This is a genomic window from Rhizobium sp. X9, assembly GCF_018873185.1.
Classification (GTDB): Bacteria; Pseudomonadota; Alphaproteobacteria; order Rhizobiales; family Rhizobiaceae; genus Agrobacterium; species Agrobacterium oryzihabitans.
In genome coordinates, this window is the sequence record NZ_CP071311.1 from 300,451 (window position 1) to 317,841 (window position 17,391).

Below are 17,391 nucleotides of genomic sequence, written 5' to 3' on the forward strand. Positions count from 1 at the left end.
CGATGTGACTATATTTACATTTTTGGGGATTTGAGTGCCAGAACAAACATAAAAACAGTGACTTGAAAGAGGTTATCCTGTAGGGTGCGTGACAGGGTGGAGCTGTAAAATTGTAAATTTTGTAAAATCGTTCAGCCCCACGAGTTTGTAACAGACTTGTATGAGTCGCGGGGATGGAGAGGCCAGGCTGTGTCGGAAAACAAGATTTTTGCTGGCCCGCGCGTGCGCCGCATTCGCAATGGTCTGGGGCTGACGCAGACGGCGATGGCCGAAGCGCTGGCGATCTCCCCGTCCTATCTCAACCTCATCGAGCGCAACCAGCGGCCCCTGACCGTGCAATTGCTGCTGAAGCTTGCCTCGGTCTACAAGGTCGATCTGGATGACTTGCAGGGTGAAAGCGCCGGTTCGGCCGGGCAGCTGCGCGAGGTCTTCGCCGATCCTCTGCTGGTCGGCGAAGTGCCGTCGCCGCAGGAGCTGATCGAGGTTGCCGATGCCGCGCCCAACGCGGCAAGCGGTGTCCTGAAGCTATACCGGGCCTATAGGGAACAGGCGCAGCGCCTGTCCGACCTGTCGGATCTTCTGGCGCGGGAGGGGCATGAGACGGCGCTTTCCTCCACCCGCCTGCCGATCGATGAGGTGCGGCATGTCTTTGAAAACCGGCCGGCCTATTTCCACGCCATCGACGCGGCGGCGGAAGAACTCCACAAACAGTTGGCGGCGGGCGAAGATCTCGCCGTCGGCCTTAGAGCATGGCTCCAGAAAAACCACGGCATCGTGGTCAGAACCCTGCCGGTTCATGCCATGCCGAACCTCAGGCGGCGTTACGACCGGCATTCCATGCGGCTGTTTTTATCCGAGCGCCTGTCGCAGCCGGACCAGCTGCGGGAAATGGCGATGGAGACCTGTCTTCTGGCGCTTCGCGAGGAAATAGGCGCGGAGCTTGAGGCGCTCGGCCTGAAAGGGGAGGAGGCAAGGCGCATCGCCCGCTTCGAACTGGCGCGTTACGCCGCCCATGCGCTGATGATGCCCTATGGTGCATTCCTTGCCGCCACCCAACGCGCAAAATATGACCTCGAGGTTTTGCGGTCGCGCTTCAACGTTTCTTTCGAGCAGGCCACCAATCGGCTCGTCAGCCTGCAACGACCAACGGCTGCGGCAATCCCGTTTTTCCTGATGGAGATTGACAATGCCGGCAACCGGTTCCGCCTCGCAGGGGCTGGCGGTTTTCCACGGGCGCGTTTCGGCGGTCTCTGTCCACGGCTCAATATCCATGCCGCTTTCGCCCAACCGGGGCAGGCGCTGGTGGAGGCGGTGGAAATGCCTGACGGTGATGCTTTCCTCACCGTTTCGCGCACGCTGGAAGGTCCGCAGGCGGGCTTCGGCGAAAGGGTGCGGCGAACGGCCGTGCTTGTCGGCTGCGATCTCGCTCAGGCGGGAGAGACGGTCTATGGCCCAGCCGCCTCGGGTGCGTCGCCCGTTGCCGTCGGCCCCTCGTGCCGGCTGTGCGAAAGGCAGGGCTGTCTGTCCCGCGCCGAAGCGCCGCTGACACGGCCTCTGGGGCTCGATGAAATGGTGACCGGTCTCAGTGTTTTCGACTTCCAGTAGGTGTTTCCATTCGCTTTTTTGTGACCGGAAAACATTCGGTTGAAAATGCTGTGCTGCACATTTCCCGCTTGCTCCCTTTTGTTTTCCTTTCTAGTCTCTCCAAAAAAAGGGGATCACGCTTCCACCGTGAGGATGCGTTAACAGGAGACATCATGAAAAACCGTTCTCTCCGTCTGACCTTGGCTCTCACCACCGCGCTCGTTGCAGCAGGCTCGGCAATGGCCCAGGAGAAGGTCGTCCACGTCTATAACTGGTCGGATTATATCGACGAATCGATCCTTGCCGATTTCACCAAGGAAACCGGCATCAAGGTCGTCTACGACGTATTCGACAGCAACGAACTGGTGGAAACCAAGCTTCTGGCCGGCAGCTCCGGCTATGATGTCGTGGTGCCCACCGGCCCCTTCCTCGCCCGCCAGATCAATGCCGGCGTGTTCCAGAAGCTCGACAAGTCCAAGTTGCCGAATCTGAAGAATATGTGGCCTGAGGTCTCCGAGCGTCTGGCCAAATACGACCCCGGCAACGAATATGCCGTGAACTACATGTGGGGCACCACCGGCATCGGCTATAACGTCGCCAAGGTAAAGGCCGCTCTCGGCGATGTTCCGGTCGATAGCTGGGATATTCTCTTCAAGCCGGAAAATGCCGAAAAGCTGAAATCCTGCGGCATCAATATTCTCGATGCGTCGGACGAAACCTTTGCCATCGCCATGAACTATCTCGGCAAGAATCCAGACAGCAAGGAAACCGCGGATCTGGAAGCGGGCGGCGAGGTCTATTCGAAGATCCGTCCTTTCGTGAAGACCTTCAATTCCTCCGCCTATATTGACGAACTCGCGAATGGCGACAGCTGCATCACCATCGGCTGGTCGGGCGACATCCTCCAGGCGAAGAGCCGTGCCGAGGAAGCCAAGAACGGCGTCGAGGTGAACTACGTCATTCCGAAGGAAGGCACCTATATGTGGTTCGACAACCTTGCCATCCCCGCGGATGCCAAGAATGTCGAGGAAGCACACACCTTCATCAACTATCTGATGCGGCCGGAAGTCATCGCCAAGGCGTCCAACTACGTTCAGTACGCCAATGGCAACCTCGCTTCGCAGGCATTGATGGATGAGTCCGTCGCCAAGAACCCGGCGGTCTACCCCGATCAGGAGACGATGAAGAAGCTCTTCACCATCTCTCCCTACGGACCGAAGGAACAGCGTGTGCTGAACCGCGTCTGGACGCAGATTAAGACCGGCAGCTAAGACCTCCGCTCGCTGGTTGAGGAACGGCCGGCGGGCCTGTTTCTCAAATCCTTTGCCGGCAGGTCCCGCGACCTGCCGGTGTCGCCCGCCCCGATGCATCGTTCGAAAGACCAACGGGATTTGAGGGTAGGGTGAATGGCGAAAACTCTGGGGCCGGTCAAACGCAAATTTAGCCCTTGGGACAATCCCGATGCGGTGCCCTTCATCCGCTTTGAAAACGTCACCAAACGGTTCGGCGATTTCGTTGCCGTCAACAATCTGACTCTTGATATTTACGAGCGCGAGTTCTTCTCGCTGCTTGGTCCCTCGGGCTGTGGCAAGACCACGCTGATGCGCATGCTGGCCGGCTTCGAGGAGCCGACGGATGGACGCATCCTGCTGCAGGGCAAGGATATTTCCGGCGTGCCGCCCTATAAGCGTCCGACCAATATGATGTTCCAGTCCTATGCGCTTTTCCCGCATATGTCGGTGGAAAAGAACATCGCCTTCGGTCTTGAGCAGGATGGCCTGCCGAAGGCGGAAATTGCCGCCCGCGTCGAGGAGATGCTGCGGCTCGTCAAGCTCGGCGAATTTGCCAAGCGCAAGCCGAGCCAGCTTTCGGGCGGCCAGCGCCAGCGCGTGGCGCTTGCCCGTTCGCTTGCCAAGCGACCGAAGGTGCTTCTTCTCGATGAACCGCTCGGCGCGCTCGACAAGAAGCTGCGCGAAGAAACGCAGTTTGAGCTGATGGACATCCAGACCAATCTCGGTCTCACCTTCCTCATCGTCACCCATGACCAGGAAGAGGCGATGACGGTGTCGGATCGCATCGCGGTCATGGACAAAGGCAATGTCGTGCAGGTGGCGACGCCCGCCGAGATTTACGAAGCGCCGAACACGCGTTACGTGGCGGATTTTATCGGTGACATCAATATTTTCGACGCCAAGGTCGTCGCCAACGCCTCTGAGATTGGCAGGCCCGGACTGGTGACGCTGGATTGCGACGGGCTGGCGGTGTCTGTGGAGCAGGAATGTGCCGCGGCGACCGGCAGTCAGGTGGCTTTCGCCATTCGCCCGGAAAAGGTCCGCATCTCGCTCGATCAGCCCGCCGACAGCAGCATCAATTCCGCCTATGGCGAGGTCTGGGATATCGGTTATCTCGGCGACTTCTCGGTCTTCATCGTCAAGCTTGCCGATGGTCGGGTCATCCGCGCCGCGCAGGCGAACGTCTCCCGTCTCGTTGATCGTCCGATCACCTTCGGCGATATGGTGTGGCTGAACTGGAAACCGGATTCAGGTCTTGTCCTGACACGCTGAGGGAGGCTTCCATGGCGATCACCACTCCCGAAAACCGGCAAAGCCCCTGGCGCTGGCTGGTCGTCGCGGTTCCCTATTTCTGGCTGCTGCTGTTTTTCGCTGCGCCCTTTTTCATCATTCTCAAGATATCGCTGTCGGATACGGCGATCTCCATGCCGCCCTATACGCCGGTCTTCGAAGGGTTTTCGAAGCTCGGCGAATTCTTTTCGCAGCTGGATTTCGAGAATTACCTCTTCCTGACGGAAGACCCGCTCTACATCGACGCTTATCTGTCGTCGCTGCGCATCGCCTTCATCTCCACCTGTCTGCTTTTGCTGATCGGTTATCCCATGGCGCTCGCCATGGCGCGCGCGCCGTCATCGGTCCGCCCGACGCTGGTGATGCTGGTGATCCTGCCGTTCTGGACCTCGTTCCTGATCCGCGTTTACGCCTGGATCGGCATTCTGAAGCCGGAGGGCCTGTTGACGGTGCTGTTCCAATGGCTCGGTTTTCTTGGGCCGGACCAGCAGGTCAATATCTTCCGCACGGAAACAGCGATCTTCATCGGCATTGTTTATTCCTACCTGCCTTTCATGGTGCTGCCGCTCTATTCGGCGCTGGAAAAACTCGACAACACGCTTCTGGAAGCGGCGGCTGATCTCGGTTGCCCACCCTGGAAAGCCTTCTGGAAGATCACCTTTCCTCTGTCGCTGCCGGGCGTGGTTGCCGGTTCGATGATCTGCTTCATCCCGATAACGGGTGAATTCGTCATCCCTGACCTCTTGGGCGGCGCGCAGACCCTGATGATCGGCAAGACGCTCTGGACGGAATTCTTCGGCAATCGCGACTGGCCCTTAGCGTCTGCCGTTGCCGTGCTGCTGCTGCTGTTGCTGGTGGTGCCCATCGCCATCTTCCAGAACCAGCAGAAGAAGGTGGGGTGAGACCATGAAGCGCGGAAAATTCGACATCACCGTCCTCACCCTCGGTTTTGCCTTTCTTTATATCCCGATCATCATCCTGATCGTTTATTCCTTCAATGCCTCCAAGCTCGTCACCGTCTGGGGCGGCTTTTCGCTGCAATGGTACAGATCCATGTGGTCCAACCAGGGGCTGATGGATGCCGCCTGGGTAACGCTACGTGTCGGTATCCTCAGCGCCACGATCGGCACCATCCTCGGAACGCTGGCGGCGCTGTCGCTCACCCGCTTCGCCCGCTTTCCGGGGCGCGTGCTGTTCTCCGGCATGATCTATGCGCCGCTCGTCATGCCGGAGGTCATCACCGGCCTGTCGCTGCTGCTTTTGTTCGTTGCCGTCGGGGTGGATCGCGGTTTCTGGACGGTTGTCATCGCCCATACCACTTTCACCATGTGTTATGTGGCGATCGTCGTGCAGTCCCGGCTCCTCACCTTTGATCGCAGTCTGGAGGAGGCGGCGCTTGATCTCGGCTGCCCGCCGGTCAAGACCTTCTTCAAAATTACGCTGCCGCTGATCTTCCCGGCCGTCATCGCGGGCTGGATGCTGGCTTTCACGCTGTCGCTTGACGATCTGGTGATCGCCAGCTTCGCCACCGGTCCCGGCGCAACCACGCTGCCGATCAAAATCTACTCGCAGGTGCGCCTCGGCGTGACGCCGGAAATCAACGCGATCTGCACGATCCTCATCGGCCTCGTCACCATCGGCGTGATTGCCACTTCCATTGTCTCCAAACGCACCGAATTGCAGCGGATGAGAGACGAGCACGCGGCCGCACGAAACTGATTGAATGGTCGGTTTCGATTTTTACGCGTTACTGTTGTAATCGCGATAAAATTAGAAACTCATAATTTAGTTTTGGCCCTCTACGGTCTAAAAATAGGAATTATCGTCGGTAATTGATCGATTTTGGTTTTAACCGCTTGTTAATAGGAGTTGGCGGAAAGTAAACCCAACGCAGGGCTGTCAAATTTCTGATAGCCGGGATTGATAATTTCCATATGGCGAGGTTGTCCCCCTTTCTCTCGTTAAAAAAAGCACAACTAATACAGGCGGTCGCAAGGCCGCCTTTCTTTTTGCCATCATGCCGGTTGCCCTCAGTGGTTTTCCGGATGATCCATCGATTTTGAGACAAGAAGCACGGGTATAAGGCCGGCGAGAATGATGATGATGGCCGGCACGGCGGCATCCTGCACCCGCGAGCGGGAGGCATCCTCATAGACCAGCGTGGCCAAGGTGTTGAAGCCGAAGGGACGCAGCAGGATCGTCGCCGGCAACTCCTTCATGGACTCGATCAGCACCAGAAGAAAGGCGGTCAGCGCCGCAGGCCGCATGTTCGGCAACAGCACCTTGAACAGCGTCTGCAGACGGTTGCGCCCGAGCGTTCGCGAGGCCATGTCGATATGTGGCGAAAGCTTCTGGAACCCGGCATCAAGCGTGCCTTCCGCCATGGTCATGAAGCGCACGGCATGGGCATAAATGATGGCGAAGGCAGTGCCGGACAGCAGCAGGCCGCTTGAAAATCCGAAATGCGATCGGAGAAGCCCATCGACGCGATTGTCGAGACCGGCCAGTGGAATGAGCACGCCGATGGCAAGCACCGTGCCCGGCACGCCATACCCCATGGAGCCGAGACGCGCGGCCACTTTGGAGGTGCGCGAGCGCTCGGTGCGGATGGCGTAGGAAAACACGAAAGCCGCAATCAACGTGACGAAGGCGGCGGAAAGGGAGACCTCGAGACTGTGTCCGAGCGCTTTCAGAAGCTTCGGGGCAAACAGCGCATCCAGCCTTTTGGCGGCGTAACCGCCAAGAACGATGACGGGAATGAAAAAGCCGCTCACCACGGGAATGAGGCAGAACAGGCTCGCGGACCAGCGCCGCCAGCTGCCAAGGTCTTTCAGCCGGTGGCGCTGCGCCATGCTGGTCGCTTTCGGCGCGGCAAAGCGCTGCCTTTCGCGGGCGTTGCGTTCGATCACGATCAGCGCGCCGACGATGAGCAGGATAACGGCGGCGATCTGTGTCGCATTGGCGAGGTTGCCGCGATTGAGCCAGGTTTCGTAGATGGTGAAGGTCAGTGTCTGGACACCGAGATATTCGACGGCGCCGATATCGTTCAGCGTCTCCATCAGGACCAGCGAAAGCCCGATGGCAATTGCCGGTCGTGCCATGGGCAATTGCACGGAAAAGAACACGCTCAATGGTTTTGCGCCAAGCGTGCGGGCCGCTTCGGCCGCAAACCGCCCCTGCATGGAGAAGGCGGCGCGGGCCGAAAGATAGACATAGGGGTAAAGCACCGAGCTCAGAACCACCACGGCGCCGCCAAGCGAGCGTATGTCTGGGAACCAGTAGTCGCGGATGCTGTGGTAGCCAAAGGCGGCGCGGATGGCGCTCTGCACCGGGCCGGTGAAATCGAGAAACTCGCCGAATGCATAGGCCGCCAGATAGGACGGGATGGCGAGCGGCAGGACAAGCGCTGCGGACAACACCCGCCGCAGCGGAAATTCGAATGTGGTGACAAGCCAGGCGCAGACGATGCCGAAGAACGCCGTCGTCGCTGCCGTCATTCCCAGCAACACGAAGGTGCGAAACCCGGCGCGCGGCAGCACATTGGCAAGAAGATGCTGCCATCCCTCGGTGCTGCCGGTCAGCGCCAGCCAGAAGATCGCCAGAATGGGCATGGCGGCGATGGCTGCGACGATGACCGCCGCTATGGGCAACAATGAAAAGCGTCTCGTTGCCGGAAGGGAAACCGTCATGAACATGCCAGTCTACTGTCGTGCAAAGGCCTCAACCGGCACCATTGCACCGGCGGCTTTCGCATTGCTACGCCCGCACGACCTCAGTTGGCAAGAACCCGCTGTGACGGAAAGGTGATTTCCACCAGCGTTCCTTCATTCGGCGTCGAGGTGATGGAGAAGTTGGCGCGGTTGGCGTCCACCATGGCCTTGGTCAGCGGCAGGCCGAGCCCGGTGCCGTCGCCGCGCACGCGCTTGCCGGAAGATGCCACCTGCCGGAACGGCTTCATGGCCTGTTCCAGTTCCGCCCGCGTCATGCCGATGCCGGTATCGCGGATGCGCAGCGACACGCTGCCATTGGCCTCATAGGCCGTGGACACGACAATCTGGCCGCCCGATGGCGTAAAGCGGATGGCGTTCGACAGGATGTTCAGCACGATCTGCTTGATCGAGCGCAGATCGGCAACGATCTGCGGCACGGATTGGGACAGCGCCGTACGGATGATGACACGCTGGTTGTTGGCCTGCGGCTGCACCAGCGAGACCGCCTCGGCCACCGTCTCGTTCAGCGGTACGGCGATGAAATCCACATCCATCTGGCCTGCTTCGATTTTGGAGATGTCCAGAAGATCGTTGACGATGTCGAGCACATGCCGGCCCGAACGGCCGATATCGTTGGAATATTCCACATAGCGCGAATGGCCGATTGGCCCGAAGCGTTCAGTCGCCATCATGTCCGCAAAGCCGATAATGGCGTTGAGCGGTGTGCGGATTTCATGGCTGACGCGGGCCAGGAAATCGGTCTTGTGCGCATTGGCGGTTTCTGCCGCGCGCTTGGCGTTGCGCAGCTCTTCTTCCGTGCGTTTCCACTGGGTGATGTCACGGATGACGGCGCAATAGCCGTGTGAGGATTTGAGCCGCCCGATGGTCATGAACAGCGGCAGGAAACCGCCTGATGCCTCGCGGCCGATCACTTCACGGCCATCATTCAGCACACTGGCCACACCATTATTGGCAAGGCCGGAGAGATAGTCCAAAACGGCGCGCTGGCTCTCATGGGCAAACAGCGTGACGAAGGGTTTTCCGGCAATCTCGCCATTGTCGTAGTTGAACAGCGCGCTGGCGGAGCGGTTGAGCGAACGGATTTCGCCGTCGTCTCCCAAAAGCACCACGCCATCGGTCGCCGTTTCCAGAATGGAATGCAGTTCCTCGACTTCGCCCTGCAGCAGGGAAAGGCTGCCGGCCTCCGCATTCGCCGTTTCGGCGGCTGCCGTATTTTCATTCGCCGCTGCAACCGGCGTCTGCTTTTCTTCCAGCGGAACAAGCGACAGCATCAGCGCCTTGGTTTCTTCCCAGCGAATGGATTGCAGCCGCGCCTTGACCGGAATGATGTCGTTTTCGGCGCTGACGACGACCATGCCGCCTTCGTTGTCAGGCATATTCTCCAGCTCCTGCCGTTGCAGCAGTGCTTCCAGTCCGCCGACCTCCTGCAATTCATCGAGAGAACCGTAACCCGTCAGTCGCAGGAAATCCGGATTGGCGTGGATCAGCCGGTCGCCGGCATGCACGAGCAGCGCCACGGGCATCTGGTCCAGCGTTTCGGCGCTCAGCGCATCGGCGGGGCGCAGCGGCGGGCTGACCATCGCGGCGGCAATATCGGCCACCGGCTGTACATCCGTTGCGACTTCTTCCTTCTCGTCGGTATCGATTGTATTCGTGGGCGCGTGAATGGCTACCGGTCCTTCGCCGCGAACGTAGTCCGCGAAGAGATCGTCTTCCTCGGCCACTTCCGTCGTTCTGACGTCTTTTTCCATGGCGGGCGGCGTGTCCACCTGCACTCCGTCGTCGATATCGTCGGGGGCATCCTGCACGACCGGATCGGCAGATACGGGCGGCTCCACGAAAAGAGCTTCTTTCTCCGACGTCGGATTTTCGTCCGAAACGGCATCCGTGGGTGCCAGCGTCCGGCCGATTTCCCGGAAAGCGGCCTGTTCGCCTGCGGTCAGGCCCTCACGGGAGCGCGAGCGGCGCTCTTCAAGATGCACGATCTTGTCGGAATAGGCGGGTTCCGGTTCTGGCCCCGGGGCTGGCGCTGTTGCCAGTGCCGGCACTTCAAATTCCGGCGGACTGTAATCGTGGTGCTCTTCCCCGGCCGAAATTTCGGGCAGCGTCGTGTCAGATATATCGGCTGCCGGTGCCGGGGCTTCATCGCCTTCTGCCATGTCGGCATCTGCCTGCGCTGTGTCCAGCTCATCGCCGTCATCAAGAAATGCCAGCAATTCGTGGCTTTCATCCTCGATGGCCGGTTGCGGCAAAGCCTCGGTCGGAGCAGCCTCCGCCTCTTCCAGGAAGGTCAGGCCGATGGCATGGGGATCTTCGGTGGCATCGGCGAGCCGCACGATGCCGAAACCGCGGAAACCGTCGAATTCGCGCGAGCGTGTGTAGGTGGGCAGGGCGGCGAGATCGATCGGCACCATCAGGGATGTGCCCTCCACCGGCCAATAGATCGTCTTGCCCGACCATGTGTCGCGACGGCCGAGCAGCTCGCGGATCTTGCCGTCCGGATCGAGGTTGAAAAGCGCCGCGACATCGGCAAAGCCCATGCCTTCGACAGCCGCCGCCTTTGCCCCAACGGCCTCCGCAAATTCATGCGAGATGGAGCTGAGGCGCCCCTCCGCATCAATTTTCCAGACGAAACGGGATGCGCGTGCACCGGCATTAAAGACAAAAGGCTGAGCCTCTTCCGTTGGTTCTGTTTCCGCCGAGGTGTGCTCTTCAGGGGATAAAGCGATATCCGCCGTCACCGTTTCAGCGACTTCAACATCTGCCGCTTCGCTCTCTGCTTCTTCGAACGCCTCGCCAGCATGCTCCTCGCCCGCCGCAGGGTCACTCGCCGGAACCTCCACGTCATCCGCATCGAGCTCGAAGAGATCGGCAATATCGTCGGTCATCGCCTCGTTCGCAGCGGCCTCGGCGTCCTCCACGGAGATATCCAGCGGGGCCCCCGCCTGTTCCTCTGCGGCAACCGGCAGGATGGTGGCATCTTCCTGTTCTGCCGCCGTTTCGTCTTCGGCGTCCGCAGACAGTTCCGGCATGTCCTCCACATCCTCGATCCCGGCGACGGCGTCGAGCACGGAATCGAAGGAGGCGGCCGCTGCGGCAACGGGTGCGGCCTCCGCAACCGGCAAAGCGGGCTGGGGGGCAGGCGGGGTTTCCTGCGGTTTGTCCTCGGCAAAACCGTTGACGGGATCAAGCGTCCCGAGTGCGGTCTCGACCACGAACAGCAGGTTGAGTTCGGGCGATGTGGTGATCTGGCCGGTGGCTGCGGGCAGATAACCCTTTCCAGTCGGCACGGGCCGTTTGACCAGATGGCCAGACTGGCCAGCGGCCATTCTCACCAGCGTCCTTGCCGTGTGTGGTGTGATGCCGAGCGATGCAAACTTGGCCGAGGCGGCAACGATTTCGTTTTCGCCATTGATAACCGCGATATGGATGTCGGGATCGTCAAAGCCTTCGATCATGCGCCGGGCGCATTCCGCCGTGTCGGGCGCGCTCTGGTCGGTGAGGGCGGAAAACAGAATGACGGGCTGGCCCGGCTCGGCCTCGATGATTTCCGCCCTGGCGGTGACGGCAAGGCTGCGGAAACCGGCATTGATGCGAATGGTAAACGGCAGGCTGTCGCCCGCCTTGGACAGCCGTGCCGCCGTCGCTGCCAGTTGCCGGAAGGTCACGTCCTGCCGCTTCGGACCCTGTTCCAGAAAATCATAGACCATCGGTGTGCCGAACAGCGCAGCGCCCCGCCCGTTTGCCCAAAGGGCGCTCTGAAGGTCGAGAGAAAACAAAGCCATCGCCTCGCCGCGCCCGAAACCTTCACGCACCCGTTCATGCACTGCTATATCGATAAAGGGATATTGGACGGCGGGCATGTCGAAACCTATTCTGGCACTACCGGACCTTGCGAGGCTTTTCGGCTTCCTCATGAAGCTGAAACGTAAACCCGCGCAGGCACCACGTTAACAGAATTTTAAATAACTTCACAGGCCAGCCGGGTCCACCATCCGCTGGATGAATCGCCAAATAGAGTTAACATGAACAGGCCTGTGGCGAGGCCGTTGCCGTGTGCGGACGAGACCGCCGGCTGACACTCGCCGTTCGCCCCACGGTATGAAAAGCACTTGCCTTTCGATGCCTTTTTTCGCAAAATTCAATGAGGCACTTGCAAATGGGGGAAACTCCTTTTATGTCACCCCCCGTGACGCCGCTTCGGCGTTTCATGTGCGGTTGTAGCTCAGTTGGTTAGAGCGCAGGTTTGTGGCACCTGAGGTCGGTGGTTCGACCCCACTCAACCGTACCATTCCCTTCTCCCGATAAGTTCAAATGCTACAAGGACTTACCGGGAGATGGGAGTATTTTCTCCGTTTCACGGTTTCCGAAAATCCTCAGAAATCATTGCCGCTGTTTTGCCAGCCCGCGCACAGCCTTTGCTTGCGTGTGAACGCGTTGCCGTTTTCATACCCCCAAAAACCATTTGGCTAAAATCTCTTGCGCTGGTATTGTCGGCCCAACGAAACCTTATGAAAGCCAGCAGCATAGCGTCTACGCTTGTGCGCGGCGAAATGGACAAGACAGTGATCGACCCCGGAAACGGCCCAAAGCCGTCGGACCAAGGGGCGTCGGTGGCAAACAAAGGGAAAGCGAAGCGATCCCGTCGTGGCAAGAAACACAAGCGTGACGGTAAACCCCGTGACGCTGCTGTGCTGTCGCATGATGTTGCCGCGGATGTTCCGGCCGGTTCCCCCCATATATCCGCTCTCGAGCCGGATTCCGAGCCGCGCAAGAGAAAGCGTCGCCGGCGTTCCCGCGGCAAAGGCTCTTCTCAGCAGACGACGTCTGCGCCCGGCGAGCAGGTGCAGGCCGCGACCGCACCCGATGTCAGCAACCCATCATCGGTGCCCCCAGGCGGCGGTCGCAAGTCGCGCAACCGCAAGCGGGCTCATCGCGATCCACGCGGTCGCGATCCGCAGGGCCGCCCGCTGGTCCCTTCCCATGCGCCTAGACATGTCGGCAAGCAGAATGGCCGCGCCAATGGGGCGGCTCAGGAAACGCACCGGCAGCAATCTGAAATTTCCGCCCGTCACGCCGGCCGCCATCACGATCATGGCGCTGAACCGGCGACGGATATGTATGCGGCGCTCGATCTTGGCACCAATAACTGCCGTCTCTTGATCGCGCAGCCGACACGGCCCGGCCAGTTCCGGGTTGTCGACGCCTTTTCGCGTATCGTCCGGCTGGGCGAGGGCCTGGTGTCGAGCGGCCGGCTTTCCGACGATGCGATGGACCGCGCGGTCGAGGCTCTCAAGGTCTGCTCCTCGAAACTCGCCGGTCGCCCGATCAGGCGCATGCGGCTGATCGCCACCGAAGCCTGCCGGGCCGCGTCCAATGGCGAGGCGTTTCTGGAGCGGGTCACCCGCGAAACGGGGCTCAAGCTTGAAATCATCAGCCGCGAGACGGAAGCTCGCCTTGCGGTATCGGGTTGCGCCTCCCTTGTCGGGCGCGAAGCGCGCTCGGTGGTGTTGTTCGATATCGGTGGCGGATCGTCCGAAATTGCGGTCATCAAGGTCGGTGAGAACCGTTCCAACCGGCTTGCCAACCACATTACCCACTGGACATCGCTTCCGGTCGGCGTCGTCACCCTTTCGGAACGCCATGGCGGCCGCGATGTGACGCCTGATGTCTTCGCGGCCATGGTGCGGGAAGTCGAGGGGCTGCTCGATGCGTTCCATTGCCCGCCTCTGGCGCCGCTTGCCCACCACGAGGATTTTCACCTCATCGGAACATCGGGGACGGTGACGACGCTTGCCGGTGTTCATCTCGATCTGCCGCGCTATGATCGCCGCAAGGTGGATGGCCTCTGGCTTTCCGATGCCGAGGTGACGGCCATGCAGGACAAGCTTCTGGCATGGGATTTCGCCGGCCGCGCCGCCAATGCCTGCATCGGTCCTGATCGGGCCGATCTGGTTCTGGCCGGCTGCGCCATTCTCGAGGCCATTCGCCGCCGCTGGCCGGCGCGGCGCATGCGCGTGGCCGATCGCGGTCTGCGCGAAGGGCTCCTCACGGATATGATGGCGGATGACGGCGCCTGGCGGCGCAACCGCATAAGGCGCATGCAGATGACACGGCAGGACAGGACGGAAGGTTTGACATGAGCAAGGCGCCCACAAGCACCAATCGCACCGGCCGAAAGATCGGCCAGAAGGTCAAGAAGACCAAGCTCAAGGCCTCATCGCGCCGTTGGCTGGAACGTCATATCAATGACCCCTACGTCCAGCGCGCCAAGCTTGAGGGCTATCGCGCCCGCGCCGCCTTCAAACTTCTGGAAATCAACGACAAGCACCAGATATTAAAGGGTGCGACCCGCATCATCGACCTTGGTGCGGCACCCGGAAGCTGGTCGCAGATCGCTTCCAAGGTGACGGATTCCACCGAGGACGATATCCGCGTCGCCGCCATCGATTTTCTCGAGATCGATCCCATCCCCGGCGTGAAGATCCTTCAGCTCGACTTCCTCGATCCGACCGCACCGGACCAGTTGATGGAAGCCGTGGGCGGCACGCCGGATCTGGTACTGTCCGACATGGCGGCACCCACCACCGGCCACCAGAAGACCGACCACATCCGCACCATGCATCTGTGCGAAGTCGCAGCCGATTTCGCGGTTCAGGTGTTGGCGGAAGGCGGCCATTTCCTTGCCAAGACCTTCCAGGGCGGCACGGAAAAGGCATTGCTGGATATGCTGAAGCAGAACTTCAAGCAGGTGCTGCACATCAAGCCGGCGTCGTCACGCTCGGAATCGGTCGAGATGTTCCTGCTTGCCAAGCACTTCAAGGGCCGCAAAAGCGCGCCCGCAATCGATGCGGACGCCACCGAGGCGGCCGAAGACTGATCATTACTCCGCCGGTTGCGAGACCTTGCCGCGGTGGCCGGAAACGGCCGCCCCGGCCTGTGCGTCCATGCGGATGATCGGCACGATGGCAAACAGCGACACCAGCGCGACGATGGTGAAGGCGATGTGGAAATCGGCAAGCTGAAGATGCGTGCCGGACATCATGCTGCTGACTTCCAGAATGGAAGCGGCGAAAGCCACGCCGAGCGCCAGGCTGATCTGCTGCATCACCGAGGCCATTGAGGTCGCCTGACTGGCCTGGCTGTCTTCAATATCGGAATAGCTGAGCGCGTTCGACCCGGTGAAGAAGAACGACCGGGCAAATCCCGCCGTGACCAGGAAGATCATGATCAGGGGGTAGGGGGTATCAGGCGTGAAGAAGCTGTTGGCAAGCGTCGTGCAGGCACCGACGATGCCAGCCCCGATCAACGTCGATTTGAACCCCGTTGCCGCAAAGACCCGCTTGGCCATGAATTTCGTGGTGATCGCGCCAATCGCACCCGCAAAGGTGATCATGCCGGACTGAAACGGATTGAGCCCGAAACCGATCTGCAGCATCAGCGGCATCAGGAACGGGATGGCACCCGTCGAAATGCGGAAAATGGTGCCGCCAACAGAGGCCGCCCGGAACGTCGCATTCTGGAAAATGCGGAAATCCAGAATGGGCGCGGGATGGCGTGCGGCGTGGCGGATGTAAAGAAAACCGCAGATAAAACCGATGATCGTTGAAGCGATGCCGATGGCGGGCGGCAATGCGGGAAGGCTGACGACCGAGACGCCGAAGACGACGCCCGAGGCGGCAATGCCGGACAATATGAAACCCTTGCCGTCCATTGGCGGCGGATTGGTGGTTTCGATTTCCGGCAGGAAGATGGTCGACAGCCAGATGCCGATGACGCCGATGGGAACGTTAATCAGGAAAATCCAGTGCCATGAAAAATAGGTGGTGATGAAACCGCCGATCGGCGGGCCGGTGAGCGGCCCCACAAGCGCCGGGATCGTCAACAGCGCCATGGCGGAGACGAGTTCGGTCCGTTTCGTCGTTCGAAGCAGAACGAGACGGCCGACGGGCGTCATCATCGCGCCGCCCATGCCTTGCAGGAAACGCGAGAGCACGAATTCGAACACCGACGACGACACCGCGCAGCAGATCGACCCGACAACGAAGACGCCGATGGCGAGACGGAAGATTTTCTTCGCGCCGTATTTGTCGGCCATCCAGCCGCTGATCGGAATGAAGATCGCCAGAGACACCATATAGGCCGTCAGCGCGAGCTTGAGCGTGATCGGGCCGACATTGAGGTCGGCTGCAATCGCCGGAAGCGAGGTTGCAATGACGGTGGAGTCCATCTGCTCCATGAAGAGAGCGACTGCCAGGATGAGGGGAATGATGCGGTTCATGAGGCTGCCTGCGGCTTTCCGCTGCGACAAAGGATATCGCCGTTCCTCCTACGCCTGATAAGCGGGCTTGCCAACACGTTAATTATCAATTTCTCAAGTTCCGATCAAACCTGCGTGAGGCCGGTTTCCTTGCAACTTTCTCGCTCTATTGTCCGTTGGGCACAGTTCAGTTGGCGATCATGGCCAGTTGGCGCTATCGGAGACAAGATGATGACCAAATCCTTGAGCATGAGCAGACGCGGCCTCATTGGCGCAGCCGGCGCAAGCGTCCTCGGCGCACCGCTATTGATGACACGCACTGCCACAGCCCAGACGAGCCAGCCGCAAACCTCCATGGAGATCAAACACGCCATGCCGCCTGAAACCAATCGCTTCAAGCTCGGCAATTTCGAAGTGCTGGTGGTGAAGGACGGTGCGCGCGCGGCGCCCAATCCGGGCGAGACCTTCGGCACGGATCAGTCGGCGGAAACCGTCGGCAAGCTGCTGGAAGACAATTTTCTGCCGAAGGACCAGTTCGTCAATTCCTTCTCGCCTGTCCTCGTCAATACCGGCACGGACCTCGTGCTGTTCGACACCGGTTTCGGTGAAGCGGGCCGTGGCGCCGGCAATGGCCGTCTGCTTGAAGGCATGGCGGCTGCCGGTTACTCGCCTGAGGATGTGACCGTGGTGGTGCTGACCCACATGCACGGCGACCACATAGGCGGGCTGATGGAAAAGGGTGCGCCGGCTTTCGAAAAGGCGCGCTACGTCTTCGGTCAGGCGGAATATGATTTCTGGACGGACGGGAAGCGGGTCGGCACACCGGCCGAAGGCGGCCAGAAGGGCGTCATCGCCAACGTCAAGCCGCTGGCGGAAAAGGCGACCTTCATCGGTGATGGCGCCGATGTGGTTTCCGGCATCACCGGCATTGCGGCTTTCGGCCATTCGCCGGGACACATGATCTTCCGGGTCGAATCGGAAGGCAAACAGCTGATCCTGACGGCGGATACGGCCAACCATTTCGTCCTGTCGCTGCAAAGGCCGGACTGGGAGGTCAAGTTCGACATGGACAAGGCGGCGGCGGCAGCAACCCGCAAGAAGGTTTACGACATGATCGCCACCGACCGGCTGCCTTTCCTCGGTTATCACATGCCTTTCCCTTCTGTCGGTTATGCGGAAAAGCTGGATGCGGGTTATCGTTTCGTGCCGAAATCCTACCAGTTCGACATCTGAT

The 17,391-nt window shown here is 60.2% G+C and carries 11 protein-coding genes and 1 tRNA gene; 9 read left to right on the top strand and 3 right to left on the bottom strand.

Features of this window, described 5'->3' with window-relative positions; all coding sequences use genetic code 11:
- The first annotated feature begins 189 nt into the window (after positions 1 to 189).
- The 5 genes from JZY08_RS01520 (at position 190) to JZY08_RS01540 (ending at position 5,885) form a co-directional block, all read left to right on the top strand.
- Complete coding sequence (locus tag JZY08_RS01520) at positions 190 to 1,605, top strand: short-chain fatty acyl-CoA regulator family protein (protein ID WP_216330735.1); 1,416 nt, start codon at positions 190 to 192, stop codon at positions 1,603 to 1,605.
- Between the two features lie 152 nt (positions 1,606 to 1,757).
- Entirely contained in the window at positions 1,758 to 2,855 is a 1,098-nt protein-coding gene (locus tag JZY08_RS01525; protein ID WP_003493957.1) for a polyamine ABC transporter substrate-binding protein, read from the top strand.
- A gap of 135 nt (positions 2,856 to 2,990) precedes the next feature.
- Complete coding sequence (locus tag JZY08_RS01530) at positions 2,991 to 4,148, top strand: ABC transporter ATP-binding protein (RefSeq protein WP_137037129.1); 1,158 nt, start codon at positions 2,991 to 2,993, stop codon at positions 4,146 to 4,148.
- Positions 4,149 to 4,159: 11 nt separating this feature from the next.
- Entirely contained in the window at positions 4,160 to 5,068 is a 909-nt protein-coding gene (locus JZY08_RS01535; RefSeq protein WP_003493959.1) for an ABC transporter permease subunit, read from the top strand.
- A 4-nt stretch (positions 5,069 to 5,072) separates the two neighbouring features.
- On the top strand, positions 5,073 to 5,885 hold the full coding sequence (locus tag JZY08_RS01540; protein ID WP_003493960.1) for an ABC transporter permease: 813 nt from the start codon (positions 5,073 to 5,075) through the stop codon (positions 5,883 to 5,885).
- Positions 5,886 to 6,196: 311 nt separating this feature from the next.
- Here JZY08_RS01540 and JZY08_RS01545 read toward each other — a convergent pair whose 3' ends face one another.
- Both JZY08_RS01545 and JZY08_RS01550 read right to left on the bottom strand, forming a co-directional pair.
- The gene (locus tag JZY08_RS01545) at positions 6,197 to 7,861 is read right to left on the bottom strand and encodes an iron ABC transporter permease (RefSeq protein ID WP_216330737.1); all 1,665 of its coding nucleotides are present in this window, start codon (positions 7,859 to 7,861) and stop codon (positions 6,197 to 6,199) included.
- 77 nt (positions 7,862 to 7,938) lie between these two features.
- A complete protein-coding gene (locus JZY08_RS01550) occupies positions 7,939 to 11,760 on the bottom strand; it encodes an ATP-binding protein (protein ID WP_216330739.1) in 3,822 nt (1,273 codons plus the stop codon).
- A gap of 351 nt (positions 11,761 to 12,111) precedes the next feature.
- Here JZY08_RS01550 and JZY08_RS01555 point away from each other — a divergent pair.
- The 3 genes from JZY08_RS01555 to JZY08_RS01565 all read left to right on the top strand — a co-directional run bounded on the left by JZY08_RS01555 (position 12,112) and on the right by JZY08_RS01565 (position 14,777).
- A tRNA-His gene (locus JZY08_RS01555) sits at positions 12,112 to 12,188 on the top strand.
- A gap of 220 nt (positions 12,189 to 12,408) precedes the next feature.
- Positions 12,409 to 14,040, top strand: coding sequence for a Ppx/GppA phosphatase family protein (locus JZY08_RS01560; RefSeq protein WP_216330741.1), 1,632 nt, complete (start codon positions 12,409 to 12,411; stop codon positions 14,038 to 14,040).
- Positions 14,037 to 14,777 (top strand): RlmE family RNA methyltransferase, encoded by a 741-nt coding sequence (locus JZY08_RS01565; protein ID WP_216330743.1) that lies wholly within the window; start codon positions 14,037 to 14,039, stop codon positions 14,775 to 14,777. Before JZY08_RS01560 ends, JZY08_RS01565 begins: the two co-directional genes overlap by 4 nt.
- A gap of 3 nt (positions 14,778 to 14,780) precedes the next feature.
- On the opposite strand, the gene JZY08_RS01570 is transcribed toward JZY08_RS01565, so the two are convergent.
- Positions 14,781 to 16,178 (bottom strand): MDR family MFS transporter, encoded by a 1,398-nt coding sequence (locus JZY08_RS01570; RefSeq protein WP_216331482.1) that lies wholly within the window; start codon positions 16,176 to 16,178, stop codon positions 14,781 to 14,783.
- Between the two features lie 210 nt (positions 16,179 to 16,388).
- Here JZY08_RS01570 and JZY08_RS01575 point away from each other — a divergent pair, with 210 nt between their 5' ends.
- A complete protein-coding gene (locus JZY08_RS01575; RefSeq protein WP_216331483.1) occupies positions 16,389 to 17,390 on the top strand; it encodes an MBL fold metallo-hydrolase in 1,002 nt (333 codons plus the stop codon).
- The last annotated feature ends 1 nt before the right edge of the window (position 17,391 follow it).

What these genes read in the sequence shown, in the direction of transcription:
- JZY08_RS01525 (WP_003493957.1), top strand. Translation starts at nt 1,758, where the DNA reads ATGAAAAACCGTTCTCTCCGTCTGACCTTGGCTCTCACCACCGCGCTC.
- JZY08_RS01530 (WP_137037129.1), top strand. Translation starts at nt 2,991, where the DNA reads ATGGCGAAAACTCTGGGGCCGGTCAAACGCAAATTTAGCCCTTGGGAC.
- JZY08_RS01535 (WP_003493959.1), top strand. Translation starts at nt 4,160, where the DNA reads ATGGCGATCACCACTCCCGAAAACCGGCAAAGCCCCTGGCGCTGGCTG.
- JZY08_RS01540 (WP_003493960.1), top strand. Translation starts at nt 5,073, where the DNA reads ATGAAGCGCGGAAAATTCGACATCACCGTCCTCACCCTCGGTTTTGCC.
- JZY08_RS01545 (WP_216330737.1), bottom strand. Translation starts at nt 7,861, where the DNA reads ATGTTCATGACGGTTTCCCTTCCGGCAACGAGACGCTTTTCATTGTTG.
- JZY08_RS01550 (WP_216330739.1), bottom strand. Translation starts at nt 11,760, where the DNA reads ATGCCCGCCGTCCAATATCCCTTTATCGATATAGCAGTGCATGAACGG.
- JZY08_RS01560 (WP_216330741.1), top strand. Translation starts at nt 12,409, where the DNA reads ATGAAAGCCAGCAGCATAGCGTCTACGCTTGTGCGCGGCGAAATGGAC.
- JZY08_RS01565 (WP_216330743.1), top strand. Translation starts at nt 14,037, where the DNA reads ATGAGCAAGGCGCCCACAAGCACCAATCGCACCGGCCGAAAGATCGGC.
- JZY08_RS01570 (WP_216331482.1), bottom strand. Translation starts at nt 16,178, where the DNA reads ATGAACCGCATCATTCCCCTCATCCTGGCAGTCGCTCTCTTCATGGAG.
- JZY08_RS01575 (WP_216331483.1), top strand. Translation starts at nt 16,389, where the DNA reads ATGACCAAATCCTTGAGCATGAGCAGACGCGGCCTCATTGGCGCAGCC.